14 protein-coding genes and 1 pseudogene are annotated in these 16,397 nt (G+C 58.2%); 8 read left to right on the top strand and 7 right to left on the bottom strand.

All coding sequences use genetic code 11. From position 1 onward, the window contains the following. Window positions 1-40: 40 nt before the first annotated feature. Window positions 41-2,524 carry a GAF domain-containing protein gene (locus tag EXE50_RS12760; RefSeq protein WP_137705248.1) on the bottom strand — a complete coding sequence of 828 codons (2,484 nt, stop codon included), beginning with the start codon at window positions 2,522-2,524 and terminating at the stop codon, window positions 41-43. Then, window positions 2,521-3,624 carry an FIST signal transduction protein gene (locus tag EXE50_RS12755; RefSeq protein WP_158293546.1) on the bottom strand — a complete coding sequence of 368 codons (1,104 nt, stop codon included), beginning with the start codon at window positions 3,622-3,624 and terminating at the stop codon, window positions 2,521-2,523. The genes EXE50_RS12760 and EXE50_RS12755 overlap by 4 nt, the downstream gene beginning before the upstream one ends. 962 nt (window positions 3,625-4,586) lie before the next feature. Between EXE50_RS12755 and EXE50_RS12750 the strand changes: the two are divergent. Then, window positions 4,587-5,831 (top strand): annotated as a pseudogene (locus tag EXE50_RS12750) (RNA-guided endonuclease InsQ/TnpB family protein). 11 nt (window positions 5,832-5,842) lie between these two features. On the opposite strand, the gene EXE50_RS12745 reads toward EXE50_RS12750, so the two are convergent. After that, on the bottom strand, window positions 5,843-6,715 hold the full coding sequence (locus EXE50_RS12745) for a hypothetical protein (RefSeq protein ID WP_137705269.1): 873 nt from the start codon (window positions 6,713-6,715) through the stop codon (window positions 5,843-5,845). 690 nt (window positions 6,716-7,405) lie between these two features. Continuing rightward, a complete protein-coding gene (locus EXE50_RS12735; protein ID WP_137705245.1) occupies window positions 7,406-7,996 on the bottom strand; it encodes a DUF4397 domain-containing protein in 591 nt (196 codons plus the stop codon). Between the two features lie 367 nt (window positions 7,997-8,363). On the opposite strand from EXE50_RS12735, the gene EXE50_RS12730 reads away from it, so the two are divergent. The 5 genes from EXE50_RS12730 (at window position 8,364) to EXE50_RS12705 (ending at window position 11,765) form a co-directional block, all read left to right on the top strand. After that, window positions 8,364-8,567 carry a hypothetical protein gene (locus tag EXE50_RS12730; protein WP_137705244.1) on the top strand — a complete coding sequence of 68 codons (204 nt, stop codon included), beginning with the start codon at window positions 8,364-8,366 and terminating at the stop codon, window positions 8,565-8,567. 128 nt (window positions 8,568-8,695) lie between these two features. Next, a complete protein-coding gene (locus EXE50_RS12725) occupies window positions 8,696-9,076 on the top strand; it encodes a hypothetical protein (protein ID WP_137705243.1) in 381 nt (126 codons plus the stop codon). Window positions 9,077-9,411: 335 nt separating this feature from the next. Continuing rightward, window positions 9,412-10,692: an RNA-guided endonuclease TnpB family protein gene (locus tag EXE50_RS12720; protein ID WP_137705242.1), complete on the top strand. Its 1,281-nt coding sequence runs from the start codon at window positions 9,412-9,414 to the stop codon at window positions 10,690-10,692. Window positions 10,693-11,299: 607 nt separating this feature from the next. Continuing rightward, a complete protein-coding gene (locus tag EXE50_RS12710; protein ID WP_137705240.1) occupies window positions 11,300-11,482 on the top strand; it encodes a hypothetical protein in 183 nt (60 codons plus the stop codon). Window positions 11,483-11,528: 46 nt separating this feature from the next. Then, window positions 11,529-11,765 carry a hypothetical protein gene (locus EXE50_RS12705; RefSeq protein WP_121600554.1) on the top strand — a complete coding sequence of 79 codons (237 nt, stop codon included), beginning with the start codon at window positions 11,529-11,531 and terminating at the stop codon, window positions 11,763-11,765. Window positions 11,766-12,104: 339 nt separating this feature from the next. Here the strand turns inward: EXE50_RS12705 and EXE50_RS12700 are convergent, their stop codons facing one another. The 3 genes from EXE50_RS12700 to EXE50_RS12690 all read right to left on the bottom strand — a co-directional run bounded on the left by EXE50_RS12700 (window position 12,105) and on the right by EXE50_RS12690 (window position 14,383). Further along, complete coding sequence (locus EXE50_RS12700) at window positions 12,105-12,503, bottom strand: hypothetical protein (protein WP_241982680.1); 399 nt, start codon at window positions 12,501-12,503, stop codon at window positions 12,105-12,107. A 165-nt stretch (window positions 12,504-12,668) separates the two neighbouring features. After that, entirely contained in the window at window positions 12,669-13,913 is a 1,245-nt protein-coding gene (locus EXE50_RS12695; RefSeq protein ID WP_137705239.1) for an ethylbenzene dehydrogenase-related protein, read from the bottom strand. Window positions 13,914-14,062: 149 nt separating this feature from the next. Beyond that, on the bottom strand, window positions 14,063-14,383 hold the full coding sequence (locus tag EXE50_RS12690) for a hypothetical protein (protein WP_137705238.1): 321 nt from the start codon (window positions 14,381-14,383) through the stop codon (window positions 14,063-14,065). Window positions 14,384-14,611: 228 nt separating this feature from the next. On the opposite strand from EXE50_RS12690, the gene tnpA reads away from it, so the two are divergent. Continuing rightward, a complete protein-coding gene (gene tnpA / locus EXE50_RS12685) occupies window positions 14,612-15,001 on the top strand; it encodes an IS200/IS605 family transposase (protein ID WP_137705237.1) in 390 nt (129 codons plus the stop codon). Further along, window positions 14,998-16,236: an RNA-guided endonuclease TnpB family protein gene (locus EXE50_RS12680; RefSeq protein WP_137705236.1), complete on the top strand. Its 1,239-nt coding sequence runs from the start codon at window positions 14,998-15,000 to the stop codon at window positions 16,234-16,236. Before tnpA ends, EXE50_RS12680 begins: the two co-directional genes overlap by 4 nt. The last annotated feature ends 161 nt before the right edge of the window (window positions 16,237-16,397 follow it).

Here is a 16,397-nt window from a genome sequence, read left to right as displayed (position 1 = left end):
CGCGCCGAACCGAGCGTTCAGTTCGGGGTTCGGTCGGTCGTCAGTGACCGGGAAACGCGATCGTCGCTGTCGTCCCATCCTCATTGTCGATCTCGAGCGCAGCCTCCGAGTATCGGACCACGCGATCCACAATCCACAACCCCGCTCCGCTCCCATGTTCCAGCGCGGACTCACCGTGCTGATCGATCACGTCAAGCTCATACGGATCGATTCCGGGACCGTTATCACTGATCTCGATTCGCACATCCTCGTCACTCCGGCGGACGGCGACCTCAACCGCGGGGGCGTCGCTGTCGTTGTGTTCGAACCCGTTCCGGATGAGGTGAGCGAGCGCGGCTTCCAGCTCTGGGTGAGCCGTCACCGTCGCCGCGTCGCAGACATCGACTTCGAGTTCGCCGTCCGGGAACTCTCCGTCGACGGTCGACGCGGCGGACCGGACCTCCTGCTCAAGCGCGACGGTAGTGGTCTCGTCCCGACTGTTTACGACCTTACGCATCTCCTTGGCGTGCTTCGAGGTCTTCTCTAGGTCGCGGCAATTCTCCAAGACTTGCTTCGCGTACCCGCGTATCGGCTCCTCAGCCTTCGCCTCTATCTGAGACGTGTACCCCATTATCGCGGTGAGCTTGTTCCGGACGTTGTGTCTGAGGATCCTTGCGATCACCTGATTGAGGAGGTCGATGTCCCGGCGAGTGTCAATCACCTCGGTGATCGCTTCAAGATTTGTCCCGAGAGAGTCGAGTATCTCGGCGTCGAGCTCGCTGAAGCTCTCGGCGTACGCCGAGCCGGCGATCAGCACCCCGAAGTCACCGATCGGAACGATCACCTCCTCCTCGATGGGCGTCTCCGGATTGTAGGCGTCCGGGTCCGTGGCGACATCGGCGGCGACGAGCGTAGTGTCGTTTTCGAACGACTGCCACGCGAGGCTGTCTCCATTCAAGAGTGACGGCAAGTCTCCGAGCAGTCGCTCGGAGTGATCGGTCGCCGCAACCGGTTCAAGCCGCTGTTGTGCGGGGCGATGCTTCCAGATGCCCATCAGCGGCATGTTCAGTGCCTCTGGGATGTCTGTGAGGACGGATTCGGCCATCTCCTCGTGAGAGCGTTCCTGAAGCGCGCGACGGGCCGTCTCTTGGGTCGTCCGGAGCCCCTCTTCGCTCAACTGCCTGTCGAGTCCGATCGCCGTGAGCTGGCTCAGCACCCGTAGAAAGTACACGTCCTCGTCGTCGAAGCTGTTCCGCTCGGGAGCCGAGGTCACGACGACGCCGTGGCTGCCGACGGGGACGATGAGCACGCTTCCGACAGGGGTCTCCTCGTTCGGAAGATGTCCGTCGAACGCGGCGATGTCATCGATCCGGATCAGCTCTTCTCGCTCGTACGCCTCCCAGACTACGGAGTCCCTGTCAGTATAGGTTATCGACTCCTCGCTCAGCCGCTCTCGGACCGCCGCGCTCGTGACTACCGGTTCGAGTGCTCCCGAGTCCCGGTCGTACAAGTGAACGCCGACGCTCGAGTGTCCAAGAACAGATTCTACGGTCTGAACGACCGCCTGGCAGATCCGATGACGAGAGCCCTCAGTGAGGATATCCTGTGCGGCGACGTAGAGCTCCTGTAGCGTCAGTTCGCGCTCGCGTTGGTCGGTAATATCGACGAACACACCGAAGTACTCGATCCGCTCGGTCGCAGTCACCGGAACGGCCGTAAAGAGGAAGTACCCGACCCCATCGGGTGTCTCTCGCCGCACCTCCTGCCGAAACGGTTCTCCCGTCTCAAGCGTCTCGATGAGTGAGTCAGTCTCTACGGGTTGATCCTCGGGCGTAATCAGTTCGTTGAGACTCTGCCCGCGGAGTGAGTCGTTGAGGTATCCGAACGTCGATCTGAATGCGTCGTTTGCGCGATGAATCCGCTCTGTTCCGTCTTCTGTGACGACAACCTCGACGGTCGGTTCACCGGTCGCGGCGAAGATGGCTTCGAAGCGGTCGCGTTGCCTGCGTAGCGCTCGCTCCCTTCGGTTCGACCGACACGCCTGTGCCAACCGACTGTTCAACGGGTCCAACGCTGAGACGGTTTCAACGTCGAGCGATCCCCCTTGTTTGCCGAGGATCATGACGCCAAACCCTGGGAGATCGAAGAGATAGTACATGCCTGAGCCGTCGACCGTGCCGGTAGCGGGCAGGGAGTCGGCGAACCGCCGAACTGTCGTCGACTTCGACGCCACGGCTGCGGACTCGGCCGTCCGGTCGCTTCGCCCCGAGACGCCGCTCCGAGCGCCGGCAGCGATCTCTACGAGGTGTTCTCGGGCGCTGCGGAACAGCTTGTTCCGAATCGGGTTCGCGGGGATAGATGTCACGAGCGTCGGTTCCGCCCCGTCTGACGACGCGGAGATTTCGAATACACCGCCGACGGAACAGTTCAGTTTCTGAAGATACGCGGCGAGCGCTTGGTCAGCTGTCTCTTCGATGCTCCCACGGGTCTCGATGGCGAGCGAAATCTCGTAGAGGGTCTGGACGCGCCGCTGTCGCGAAGTCATACCTCCTCTGCCGCGCCGACGACCGCGGTCTTGTTGTAGTAGTCGAGGTGTCCGTAGCCGTCGTTGGCGATTTCGCCGATCGTGAGGGCGCCGATCATCGGCGTGTTGTCCGTCTTGACGGCGGAGAGTTCGCGCTCGAACTTGTCTTCGAGGTACAGCACCCGTGAAATACAATCAAAGAAAAACAGCCCTTCTACGGGCGCATCTGACTCCCACGCCTCCGTCTTTGCGCGACGTGCAGCGTCGATCAGTGACTCCGGTTCCCCCTCGAGGACGTGAACGAACTCGCCTTCGGGTACCGCCCCGAAGCAGTCGAGACCGCCCTCTTCGGTCACCTCGAAGGGGTCACGAACGATTTGCTCTCCGTCCATCCGAGCGATTCCGAAGGGGTACGCCTTCGCCATCTCGAAGAAGTCATCGGCCGTGAGTTCGCTCTCAGCATGTTCGTCCACGGCGGATTTATACACCGAAAACGCCGGCTGGCCGTCTAGACGGTGTAGCGTGCCCCCGTCCGAGTCGGTCACTCGGAACGGACCCGCGATTTCGCGCCACCCGTGCTCGACGCCGAGGGTTACCGGTGACTCCACCGCAGCCATCACGGCGCCATCCCCGATGATCCCCTCGTTAGTGAACAGACAAGGACGCTGTTCCGCTTCGAGCGTGCCGGCCCCACCGCCGATAAAGTTGAGCTCAACGCTGTACGTTCTGAACAGCGATTCGATGAACTCCTCGATGTTCGTTGCATACGCGTCCACAAATACGAACGCCGTCTCGTACCCGTCGAGCGGAAGGTCGGCGTCCAAGGCTGATGTGTAGTCCGGGTCCGCGCCGCTCAGCCCGCGGATCGTCGTCACATGTGGTTCCGATGAGAGTCCGCAGATGACCGCTCCGCTCGCCTTATTCTCACCGTCGTTAATTACTTCGGGAAAGACGCCACCGAAGACGCTCACGTCGAGTTCCCGAAGGAACGGGTCGAGCCACTCGTCGAGCCCGTCGTCCGGAGCGGCACACAGCAGGATACCCTCGACACCGTCTCGCGATGCCACCTCATGCACCGCCACGCGTATCGATTCGGGCGTGTCAGCGTACCTGTAATTCATGCCCCAATTTCCCCCATGACCCCAGACGCACCGAGGGGGCGGCATGTCGGTTGCACGTTGTACTTCTCCAGAATCCGGGTCACAACTGTCTGGCGTTTAGTCGCGAACTCAACGACATAGTCGAAATGTGCCGAAGCGAGGCAACGGTCCTCATCATTCGAACTCGCGGGCAGCACGTGGACGAGACTGCCGACGCCTCGGTCACGCCACGGTCCAATGGGCTTGTGACGGAACCGAGCGAGCGATGTCTTATCTTGGTACAAGCGACGTTGGGTCAACATCTTGTGAAGTGCTTTGTCAGTTCGTGATCGCGATTTGGTCGTCGCGCACCGTGCGGCGATGCCGGTAGGTCTCGTCAGGAATTTTGTGCCCTTCGGCGTGTTCTCTACGTACTGCTGAAGTGGCGATTCTGTGTCTGTCAGACACGTAAATCGTTATTACGCGACCTTCTACTTAATCGCTCTCGCCAAGTTATCGCTTTTGAGAAGTCTCTCCGCTGTTGAACCCGATGACGCGGCCAGGGTCACTGGGTGAGATAACAGGTTCACTCTTTTGTAGGAGAGTGTCGATACAATCGTCGGTGGCTGAATGGGAACACGAATCGACCTTCTAAGCACTTTTACCGTGGACTGCCACTTCCAGTCGTTCACTCAAGCTGCTTAGCTGAATGCAGGCGCTAAGCCCCCGTCCTCAACGAGCAACGCAGGGCGTAGCCCGAGTAGCGCAGTAGGGCGGGGATACAGCGCCGTCATCATCTGTTCGTACACTGTTCTGTTGCAGGCCCACAGGCCTACGTCTACCGAAGTGTTATGCGTGTAGCGTGCAAAATGCGCATTACGGTGAAACGGAAGACAATCACGATTCGGGAGGACCAAGACGAGTGGATTGAGGACCAACACCTCAACCTCTCGTCGTTCGTCCGCGAGCAGTTGGACGAACTGATTGAGGAACGAGAGTAACGGATGTACTACGCCTACAAGTACCGCCTCAACCCGTCCGACGCCCACCGCAAGGAGTTGGACCGCCACCGCGATATTTGTCGGCAACTGTACAACCACACACTCTACCGCCTCAACGAGTACCAAGACGCCCACGGCGAACTGCTGTCCATGACCACGCTTCGGTCGGAACTCCCCGACCTCAAGAAGTGGTGGGACGACCTCTCGGACGTGTACTCAAAGGTTCTCCAAACCGTTGTGGAACGGCTGTTCGACAACCTCAAAGGCCTCTCCAAGCTCAAGGAGAACGGCTACGGCGTCGGTCAGCTCACGTGGAAGCCACCACGGGAGTTCCGCAGTTTCACGTACAGCCAGTCTGGCTTCAAGCTCGACAAGAAGGGCGGTCAGACTGTGCTGTCACTCTCGAAGCTCGCGGATATTCCGATTCGACTCCACCGACCTATCCCCGACGACGCGAAACTCAAGCAAGTCACGCTCAAGAAAGAGCCGACGGGCGAGTGGTTCGCCACCTTCGGCGTCGAAATGGATCGCGAACCACCCGAACAGCCTGAGAACCCCGAGACGTGCGTCGGTATCGACGTGGGGATTCTCAAGTACGCCCACGACACGGACGGTCACGCCGTCGAATCACTCGACCTCTCGGACGAACGCGAGCGATTGGAACGCGAGCAACAGAAACTCTCGCGGAAGGAACACGGGTCGAACAACTACGAGAAGCAACGGCGGCGGGTCGCGGAGTGTCACGCCTACCTCCGACGGAAGCGCCGCGACTTCCTCCACAAGCTCTCGGCGTACTAAGCCCGGGAGTATGACCTCGTGGCGGTCGAAGACCTGAACGTGAAGGGGATGCTCGAATCGTCGTCGAACAGCCGCAATACGGCGTCTGCCGCGTGGCGAACGTTCTTTCGGATGCTCGAGTACAAGTGCAAGCGAGAGGGGACGCACTTCGTGGCGGTCAACCCGAGAGGGACGACGAGAGAGTGCGCGGCGTGCGGCGTCTCGACGGAGAAGCCGTTGTGGGTCCGCGAACATTCCTGTCCTGCCTGCGGTTTCGAGACGGATAGAGATGCGAACGCGGCGTGGAACATTCTTTCTCGCGGTATCGAGCAAGTAGGAGCGGGACGCTCCGAATTAACGCCTGTGGAGACTGCGCTCCCTACGGGAACCACCACGGTTTCTGCAAAGCGCGTCGTGGAAGCAGGAAGCCCTACCCTCAAGGAACGAGCCGCGTCAGCGGCGAGTGAGTAGGGTAGGGTAGTTCACTGTGGCCGCTTCGCCGACGCGTCGGCGATCGTCTGAAACTGCGTCGGGTCTTGAAGCAGATCTTCGCCCATGTCGGCGATCGCCGACTGGTCGATGTATTTGACGCCGTCGCCGTACACCGCTAGCACGGGTTCGTCTTTGAACTCGCCAATTGGGCGAGGCGTGGTACACTCTATTGCGACGTGCGTTCCTCCCGGGAGGGTGGGCGCGTCGGCGTACGCCGCCGGGAGGTCGTCCCTGTGAACGCCCGCCAGCATATGACCGGGAAGAATCACCATCGCGGTCCGGTAGCCGAACGCCGGTTGGGAAAGTATCCCAACCAGCAGATACGTGAGGTCCTCGCAGTCACCGCAGCCATCGACGAGCGTCTCCTCAACGGTTCGGATGTAGTCCGGCGCTCCCATCGATTCCGCATCCGTCGCGTATCTGAGTGAGTGTACGAGTCCGATCGCCCCGTCGAGAAGGACCGACTCAGGGAGCGACCGCCGAGTACACTTGTCCGTTGCGGTCGCGTTGAGGAGCGCCCCCGTGAGCTGCTCGGCGTGAGCACTCGTCTTCGCCGCTTCGAAGCCGCTTACATATCCGTGCGCCTCGTCGGCCGCCTCTCTGTACGCGGACCGCTCAATCGGGAACTCCAGACGCCACTCACGCCCGGACCGGTCCGTCCACTCGTACGTCATGGCGTAGCCGTCCACGGTCCGTTCCCGAGTGACCGAATCTCTCGTGTCAATGGGTGTCGGCCGCGTCGGTTCGCTCGCAGAAAGAGACAGCGCCACAGACCACAGATCGGACAGTTCGAGGACCGAGGAAGCGACGGCCCCGAGCGCGACTCGGTCTAGCGCTTTGTTGAGGAGTTCCCGTCGGTTCATGCCCACTGGCGGATCACCTCGGATTCGTTCTTTACTGGGAGCGGCGTCCGAATCGACGGCGAGTGAATCACCTGCGTCTGCGTCGACCGCGGCTTCGGATTCAACGGGGACTGGCAGCGTCGGGCCTCTCCACCGTCTCGCCCGCCGCGGTCGCGGTACATCTGGGGGGTTATCGGAAGCATTCGGGCTTGACGACGGAGTCGACGTCCACCGTCACCCATGCTGACAGCCGCTCGTCATCGGTCGCCTCAGCTGGGAACACCGTGACCCGATCGGGGCCCGACGACCGCCTGTCGACTTGATGTACCAGACCGGTGAACGCAGGATTCACCGATTTCCGTTCGGTCGTCTCATCGTTCCTCGACCTTCGGTTGGTATCTGTTGTCATCTGTTGCTTGTCCGGGTTATTCGGCAGCCTTTGCTTGAACCCTTATAATAGGTGAACGCACGCGTCGGAGGTCGACCGGTGGAATATATACTCGTTGGAACCAGTCTGTTGTACCCGTTTCCACTCGACGAAACCGATTCCTTTCCGATATGTAGGTCGCAGTTTTCAAATGACCCGGCTATGGCGTGGACCTAGGCGGAACTTTGGAGATTGGCGATCGTGTCATACATGAAACTACCGTGGGACGTCGGCTAAGCGGCCAGCTCTGGCGAACAGTACCGTGAGAAATAGAGGTCGGGAGGCTACTGAGTGTCGTCCGCGAACACTGCGCCGAGCGAGTCGTCACCCGCCTGCCCAATCGCTATTGCTGAGACTGCGGCGCCGCCGTCAAGTTCGGTGTCAGGCAACGAGAGCGCGACGTCGTCGCTTCCGTGCGGGACGACCTCGAGATCGTAGGAGCCAGCGTCAACAGGAACGTACTCGCTGGCGCCTCGGAATTCGATATTTTCACACAGGGTCGGACCGCCGTTGGCGACTCGCACGTCGACGGCGGGGGCGTCCGGTGAGGCGTGGACAAACCGGACGTGAGTTTGGTCGGCTTCGACATCACCGGGGGCGTCGGAAAGTACTGTACACTCGACTTCAGCGAGCATACCAGTCGCAAGCGCCGAGTACGCACGGTCTGCCTCAAGTTCGACTGTCAGATCGAGGACTGCCTCGTCGTCGCCATGCGGCGTGACAGCGATCTCGTGGCTTTCAGCTGGCAGCTCGGCGTACTCGCTGATGGTTTCGAATGGCACATCTTCGAAGGCGATTTCGCCGTCGACGTGGACATCGACGTTCGGTGCGTCCGGACAACAGTGACCAATGCGGACGGATGCGGTTTCTGCCATAGCAGCTCGTACTTCTCGTACCAGAAGATTCAATCTGTATATGTGAACAAAATATATTATATACCGGCATGAGCCGTATGGGGGACACCGGAGCACGCAGTTCGCGCTCCCGTGGTTTTGAAGAGTGAAACCGGAGCAGACCAGCTATCTGCCGTTGACCCCTGCTCGTACGCTGATCACTAGCCCGCTGATCCGGCCGCTATCGTCGGATTCAATAGAGCAACTACATTCTGTGACGGCCGTGTTGAAATCCGTCATCGCTGATAGTTCGTTGAGGCTGTAGTGAATACAGAGGGTATATTCGTTAGGATTGAGGTATGACAAACGTCGATTTCCTTATATTGGAGTTGTGCTACTAATCTTATAGATGGGAGTTTCCAACCAGCTATTATTGGCGTTGGCTATTACCAATACATTTGCAGGCTGCATGAGCCTATTGGTGGTTTTGATAGAAGGATATTCACCAACAGAAACAGCCACCTCAGTCGCATTTTTGACTCTCGGAATATTTTTTATTAAAGACTACTACAAACGAACTCAAAAGTCAGATACGAGCAGATCTGCTACATGATGTGTTAGACTTACGCTCTGTATTGGTCAGACCAACAATAACAGAGTCCGAGAAACTTATCAGATATAATATGTTTCTCAGTACGTCCGACAATTAATTACCCCTGTCATCCCACATGTCGAAATACAGTGCCAATCTCCGAAGAAGAATTCGAGTCAGGAACGGTGGAAGTCAGCGGCGACGAACCGATTGCCAACGACGAAGAGGGGCCAATCGAAACTGAAAAAGATCTCATCACATCGTTTTTGAGCGAGCGACCAGACAGAGCGTTCACCGAGCGGGAAATCGTCCTCGGCGTTGATTTCAGCCCCGTGTTCATGAATCGGACGCGGAATCCACTCGGGGCGTTCGTTGACGGTCTGATTGACTTCGCCGGTGATGTTGCCGCCACGACAATTGTCGTCAATGACATCGATGAAGCACTCACCGAACTTGTTGAGGAAGGAATCGTGACGACCGAAGAAGTAGAGACAGAAAGCGGGGCATCGGTCTACTACAAACTGGCGTAGGCAACTCTCTCCGACCGGCTGTTTCAGGCGAGAATATGTCTGATGAATGGTATTTCAACAGAGCCAAAATCCCATACTGGAACCAAACCCGACCAACGTCTTTGTTGAACGCATAGAGAATCTCCTCAACGACTTTTTTCATGATCTCTTCCGTGAGGCGCCCTTGCCATGGGTCAGAGATACTGTCTTACGGAGAATCGAGGAGAAAGCCTCGCGCTTTAGCGCGTGGATGAATCCGACACTACACTTCACACTCCACCGTTCGATGGTACGGCTGGATATTCCACGCTGAGCAAATACACACCTTCAAGTAAGTATATCTACATAGGTTACATATAGCGAAACAGGTCGTCACCCGCACCCACACTGCGTCCATACAGAACCAGTCTCGGGTGCAAGACGACCTTGATTCGCTCGGGTTCGCTGCCTCGAAACTCTGGAACGTCGGACGGTGGACATGTAGCCGGATCTGGGATGAAATCGATCACATCCCGAACCACACCGAACTCACCACGTACCTCAAAACCCACGAACGCTATGCTGACCTGCATTCGCAGTCAAGTCAGCGAGTCCTTCAAGAACTCGCTGAAGCGTTCAACGGTTGGTACGGTAAACGACGCAACGGAGATACGAGAGCGAACCCGCCCGGCTACCGTAAACACGGCGACGAACACCCGCGCTCGACGGTGACGTTCAAAGCCGCTGGCTTCAAACTTGACACCCAGTACAACCGCGTTCGACTCTCAAAGGGGTCGAACCTCAAGGAGTATTGGTCGGACTTCATCTTGTGTAAGTACCAGACTCGCCCCGACATCGATCTCTCGACGGTTGAGAACGTCCAACAGGTTCGGGCAGTTTGGACAGGTGAGAAATGGGAACTGCACTTCGTCTGTAAGGTTGAACTAGAGGTGGCTGAAGCCCCCGGTGAGAAGGCGGTGGGCGTTGATCTCGGGATCAACAACTTTGCCGCGCTTGCCTATGAAGACGGCCACAGCGAACTGTATCCGCTGAACTGTCTGAAGCAGGACAACTACTACTTCAGCAAGCGGATTGCCCGGTGTGACGACTCGAACTCTGAGCAGGCCACCCGGCTGAACCACAAGAAGTCGGCTCGTCGGACTCACTATTTCCATACGCTTTCGAAACACATTGTTGAACGGTGTGTTGAGCAAGGCGTTGGAACGATCGTAGTGGGAGATCTCTCAGGGATTCGTGAAGAGGATGACTCTGACGAGTCGAAAAACTGGGGCAAACACGGTAACCTCGACTTGCACTCGTGGGCATTCGACCGATTCACCGACCTTCTCGAATACAAGGCGGAGATGGAAGGTATCACCGTCGAGGAAGTCTCCGAGGAGGACACGTCGAAGTCGTGTTCGTGCTGTGATCGCAAGCGTGACGCGAACCGAGTTGAACGTGGATTGTATGTGTGCGATGAGTGTGGGACGGTAGCGAACGCGGATGTGAACGGGGCAGAGAATATCCGACAGAAAGTATCTCCGAGTCCCGCCACGGATGGCGGTGATAGGAGTAACGGCTGGTTGGCACAGCCATCGACGTTCCTGTTTGACAAGGAAACTGGTGCATTCGCACCTCAAGAACGGGCCACGTGGTAAACCACAATATCCCAACCCAGCGGCACGGTGCCGTGGGAATCCTCGCGCTTCAGCGCGGGGAGGATGTCAATCTGGCGGGGCTTGGATCTGCGACATCCGTGGCGAGTGAATAGAGAGGGGCAGAATTCGAGAGGGTTCTGGTGTACCGCCAATCTCCCAGTGTTTATGCTAAATGAAGCTAAATGACTGGATGGAAGGAGAGTCACACGCTCCTCCTTCCCCTCTAATGACCGACAGCCCGCCGCCACTTGGACACTGTCCAAGCTGCGAACGCGAGATCTCAGCTGCGTGGAAGCTCATCGAGTACGACCAAGCAGACGGGGACACAGGCATCTTCGCGGAGTGCCCGTCCTGTGAGAAGGTTGTAAAGCCGGAGTAGAAAGGATCACAGCGCACTACGCAGTTGGGTACGCCTGAAAGGAGTAGTCGATCGCGATACCGCCATACGGGAGGGTCAGGTTTGGGAGGCCCACTTGACGCAAGACGACACCTGCGTTCACCAAGACGTCAAGATCAAGCGGCACGAACGCACCTGAGAGTGGCTTTCGCTCAAAACCTCTCATTATCGTCGGTGGATCATTTACGCGTTGAGACCATATAATGCGGTATGGCGACAATCGACGCAGACAAAATGATGGTCATCGCCGGGGTGCTACTCAGCACCCTCGCGTTCGTGGACATTTACAAGACGTGGAAAAAGACACGACGAACCGAGCGCACTGAGGACGAACCCGACGTGACAGCGAGGGCCGGAGAACAAAACCAGAATTCACCGGCGTCAGAAGGATGAATGGGCTGGGGCAAACATCTTTACGGCTATAGTTTCAATTCAATATATGGTTGATACAGACGATGCGGTGGCTGATGTCGCAGAGGATATCGACGCCGATGGACTAGGTACTGCGGTGATCGCATCGATTGGCTCCGTTGCGCTGGCCCTGTACTTCTACTACGTCCGCGGGGACAAGCAACGTGGACAGTTCGTTGGCCTCTGGCCTACGACGATCCTCGCCGTGGCATCCTACTTCAAACTCGAAGAGATCCGCCAGAAGCTGGACGAGCTGGACGCTTAATTTCTTCGTCGTCCAGAAGTCGAGATCTCAGCTTTGTACCTGCTATGATTAAAAGTAATTAAAGGCGTCGAGACGATCAAGTGAAAGTAGAGGATCTGTTGAAATCCTCAGCTGCTGATAGTTTGGAGAGGCTATGCTGAATAGAGAGCTCGAGTCGGCCAGGTGGGTAGCAAACGTGTCCGCTGACACCGGGCCGCTCACGAGTCGGAACAGTCAGTGCCCGCTGATCCGACGGCGGCGCTGAGACGCCCACCCTGCGACCGCTCCGAGGGGGACGAGCAAGGCACCGACCAGCGGGCTCCACGCAGTAGCGACGGTTCGGGTAACGTCGACAGCAGTTCACAACGGTTTCGGATAGAGTTGGACTGCGTACTGTAACCCCTGCCCGGTAACGACACTGAGGAGGAGCGGAAACAGTAGTACGTACACTCCTGCCAGTGTCGGGACGATTGTCACGATGCCGAGGCCCATCGCACTACCCACGAACGCTCCCTGTTTCGGAGTAGACACCCGAGACGCGACTCGTCGCCACACGACAGCGCCTAGGACGAACCCTGAGACAAACGCGAACTGAGGCGCGTATCCGACCCAGTACTGCGCGTCCGGCGACAGGCGCAATGGAGCCACCATCGCCACGAGCAGATAGAGGAGAGAGGCGGCGAGTGCCACCGCCGCCGCGACGACCCCGGCACCCATATCCCGCCACCACGTCACCGAGCATTGCTGCCACGTGATCATACGGCTTTGGACGCTGCGTGGGAATATAACTAAGCGCAACCGGTCGGTGACAGTTGTATCCTTTGTCTCTCGCACATCGACACTGACAGTCACCGAGTAGCTTTCCGAGACCTTGTTGAACACACAGCACTTGCAGCGGGCCCGGAACGGTGTTCGCCGCCGTGCTCACTCGTCCGCTCGTCCGTGGAGCTTCCACATCGTAGTCTCCAGGTTCCGGATGGCCGTAGCGTGTTGCCCGTTCACGAGGTCTGTCCAAGACTCAATCCCTGGGAATATGAGCGGCGTCGTGTGCACAGGGAGTCTCGCCCAGTCGACATCGGCCGCAGTAGCCGCGGACTCGACCTCGTGAGCCACCAAGGGCGGCGGGAGGTCTGCCGTCCGTTCAGGAGTCGCCCCGAGACCAAGCCGGTGGGTGTAGCCAGCCCAGTGCCAGCGCTTCCCGGCGCCGTGGTGAATCGCGGGTGCCCACAGGTAGGTCTCGCCCGGAGACAGCTGCGTGGTGTCCGAGGGGTCGTCGGTTACCAACGGACGTGACATCGTGACGACCCACTCGTCTCCAGTCCACGTGCCCGAGGCGGTCCAGTCGGCGGCACTTCCGGCGGGCTCGCGGATGGGGCGGCGTGGAATCATCGCCCCCTCCCACTCGGCCACACTGGGGTCGAACGAGACGGTCACGTCCGGTGTAAGCGCGTACGTTCCCGAACCCTGTGCGGGGAACTCGCTGGCCGAGATGGCGTGGTAATCGAGTGCGCCCCCGTCTACGACATCCGGATCAAACATCAACTCTGGCCCCCCGTCCGATGTCCACTCTTGGCTCGTGTAGGTTCGACGGCCGTCGTCGGCATGCCGATAGTCGAGGACATGAGCATCAGTCCCGTATCCGACCGGGTCGGACCGGTGTGCGCGCCACATCGGCAGGTCGAGGAACTCGCCGCGGGCCTTCATCGCCCGTAGCTCGCCGGGGGAACGCACCTCTTGCCAGTCGCCTTCCCACCACTCGCCGGCACATGCCTGTGGAAGGAACTTCCGGATATCGGACTTCCCGAGACGGTCGCCGTAGTGGGGGTGAGACTCGACGTCGGCTACAGACGCTGCACTCGGCAGCGAGCGCATCCCCTCGTGAGCCGTGAGCCATCCGGCGAACTCCTCGAACCCGCGGACGCTCCCATCGTCGAGGAAGAAGCTCAGACGGTCCTCGTAGAAGCCGGTGTGCTCGTCGTTGTCGTTCACCCACGGTGACGGGTCGGCAAACTGTTGCCACTCGCCTTCGTGGTAGACCAGCATATCGTGGATCCAGCCGCCGGGGTCGGGTTGATCCCACCGAAACTGAAAATGCAATCGCTCTCGGTCGTGTGCCACCCGCGTTCGAAGCTGTTTCTCTTGTTCGGCTGGCATCCAGTTGTCGGTCATCGACTCAACTCATCGTACGGTGGGCAGCCCACTTGGCTCGTACTACATTGTAGTATGTTAGCATACAAAATATATCGGGCGTGTACCTCGCAGACAGTCATCTTCCGGCTTGATCGGGTTGAACCGCTCAGCACGGTTCACATATTATCTCAATTGGGCTCGTTCTGATTCGAGAGTTCTCTGAGCGCTTTTGCTACGGCCTCAACTTCCTTAGTGGACTCAAACTTGCTGAACTTATCAAGCGCACTGTCCGACCACTCCTCTGTACTCTTTTTCTCTTGAATAAACCCTTCAAGAAAGACAACAGCACGGTATGCCTCTTTGGGGGTAAGGGTAGCAGGCACATCTGACGGCGTGATTAAATTGAGGTCATCCTGATACTCTTGAATTTCAAACGACCATTCACCATCGTCGTCACGAAATGACTCATAACGCTTCTCAAAATTGGAAGGCCCTCTCTGATTCCGCATATGTATATATAGTAATATATTCTCATATTATAAAAAATTTTCAAGCGCGAAAACAGGTTTGCAAGATACAGGGCGCGTATCTCTGATACAGACACGAGCGCATACCCCCGTCTTTAGGCGGGGGTTAAGCGGACAATAGCCTACACCACCATCGAAGACGCCACGGCCGGATTTCCAACAGTTTCATCGGCAGTATTAACTCCCTGTTTGGCATAGTGTGTAACACGGATGAAGACCACACGGCACGCGACCTACAACCTCAACTACCACATAGTATGGTTGCCGAAGTACCGCAACTCGGTACTCGTCAACGAGGTCGCTGACCGTGTGCGAGACATCCTCCACGAGATCGCCGACGACAAAGGAATCGAAATTCTTGACCTCACCGTCCAGCCCGACCACGTTCACCTGTTCGTCAGTAGTCCGCCCAAAAACGAACCGGCGCTCCTCGCCAACTGGTTCAAGGGTATCTCTTCCCGCAAGTACAACCATCGATACGCCGACCACGACGGCGAGAAAATCGGATGGGTACGAGGATACTACGCAGGGACTGCCGGGCACGTTTCGAGTGAGACTGTCGAGAACTACATCCAGCAACACAAGGAGGGCGATTCGTGACCGAACTCACGAAAACGCTGGAACTCAAGCTCGTGGATCCAAACGCCCACAAGCGGCGGAAACTCCGTGAAACGCGAGAAGCGTACCAGCACGCCCTCCAAGACGCCTTCAACCAGAACTGTACCACGCAGACCGAAGCGAATGACGTGGTGGTCAACTACGACCTGAGCGGGTATGCGAAGAACGCGCTCAAGAAGTACGTCCCGCAACTCACGACGACGTACAACGCGGGCGAACTTCAAGACGACCACCCTGTTCGCTTCACCAACGAGGGGATCCGGTTCGACCACAAGCCCGAGAACGCAATCGAGTGGTACGTCAAAATCCCGCACCACGAAGACTACCACCTCTGGATGCCAGCACAGCCGAACCCCGAACAGCGGGACCGGCTCGAAGCGGTGAACGCTGGTGACGCAAAGATGGGCGAGAGCCAACTGTTTGAGCGGGACGGGACGTGGTATCTCCACGTCACCGCCACCCGCGACGTGGGGGAACGCTCTGAGATGTCCGCTGAGAAACTGACGCCCATCGGTGTCGATATTGGGGAAGCGTCGCTCGTCACGGTGTGTCACCGCGACGACCACGGTTCTCCGACCGCTCCCGAACTGTGGGCCGACGAGGGGAAGACCGTTCGTCGGCTCCGCAAGACCTACTTTACCGCCACAAGGCGGCTTCAGACGCGCGGAAGCGAGCGTATCGCAGAATCGTTCGGTGACGACCTGTGGAACCAGATAGACGACATGTTCCACCGCGTCACCCGCGAAGTCGTGGTGTACGCCGAATCCGTCGAGAATCCCGTTCTCGTTCTCGAAGACCTGACGTACATACGGGAGTCAATGGACTACGGCGAGTATATGAATCGGCGTCTCCACGGATGGGGGTTCGCCAAACTCCACGCGCAGATACGCTACAAGGCTGTCGAGAAGGGTATCCCCGTCGAGACGGTGAATCCGCGTCACACGTCGAAGGAGTGCCACGTTTGCGGTGAGGTAGGATACCGCCCACGACAGGCGACGTTCACGTGTACGAACGACGCTTGCTGGATGGGCGAGTACCAAGCGGACGTGAACGGCGCGATAAACATTACAGACCGCTACCTCAGCGGAGAGAGCCATTCAAGAGAACACGAGAATGACGATGACTCGGCTGAGGATGGGGGGCGTTTGACCGCCCCACAAGACAGCCACGCCGATGCTAAGACCCAGCAAGAGACGCGTGGAACGTATGCGTCTTGAAACCTTAAGACCGTGCTCGGCCTGAAATCCCATGGTGGGATTCCCGCGACTTTAGGCGTGGGAGGAGGTCAAATGTCGCTACGAGGCTCTCCAGACTACTGCTCGGAGCCGTACCGACCCGCGCTACCGCTTCGGTTGAACGACCTGCTCTCGTGGTCGGA

Origin of the sequence: Halorubrum sp. ARQ200 (genome assembly GCF_005435115.1) — an archaeon.
In the GTDB taxonomy this organism is placed as follows: Archaea; Halobacteriota; Halobacteria; order Halobacteriales; family Haloferacaceae; genus Halorubrum; species Halorubrum tropicale.
This window is presented reverse-complemented; position numbering and strand designations above follow the sequence as displayed.

Coding starts and splice junctions, on each gene's coding strand:
- EXE50_RS12760 (WP_137705248.1), bottom strand. CDS start 2,524: ATGACTTCGCGACAGCGGCGCGTCCAGACCCTCTACGAGATTTCGCTC.
- EXE50_RS12755 (WP_158293546.1), bottom strand. CDS start 3,624: ATGAATTACAGGTACGCTGACACGCCCGAATCGATACGCGTGGCGGTG.
- EXE50_RS12745 (WP_137705269.1), bottom strand. CDS start 6,715: ATGAACCGACGGGAACTCCTCAACAAAGCGCTAGACCGAGTCGCGCTC.
- EXE50_RS12735 (WP_137705245.1), bottom strand. CDS start 7,996: ATGGCAGAAACCGCATCCGTCCGCATTGGTCACTGTTGTCCGGACGCA.
- EXE50_RS12730 (WP_137705244.1), top strand. CDS start 8,364: ATGGGAGTTTCCAACCAGCTATTATTGGCGTTGGCTATTACCAATACA.
- EXE50_RS12710 (WP_137705240.1), top strand. CDS start 11,300: ATGGCGACAATCGACGCAGACAAAATGATGGTCATCGCCGGGGTGCTA.
- EXE50_RS12705 (WP_121600554.1), top strand. CDS start 11,529: ATGGTTGATACAGACGATGCGGTGGCTGATGTCGCAGAGGATATCGAC.
- EXE50_RS12700 (WP_241982680.1), bottom strand. CDS start 12,503: ATGATCACGTGGCAGCAATGCTCGGTGACGTGGTGGCGGGATATGGGT.
- EXE50_RS12695 (WP_137705239.1), bottom strand. CDS start 13,913: ATGACCGACAACTGGATGCCAGCCGAACAAGAGAAACAGCTTCGAACG.
- EXE50_RS12690 (WP_137705238.1), bottom strand. CDS start 14,383: ATGCGGAATCAGAGAGGGCCTTCCAATTTTGAGAAGCGTTATGAGTCA.
- tnpA (WP_137705237.1), top strand. CDS start 14,612: ATGAAGACCACACGGCACGCGACCTACAACCTCAACTACCACATAGTA.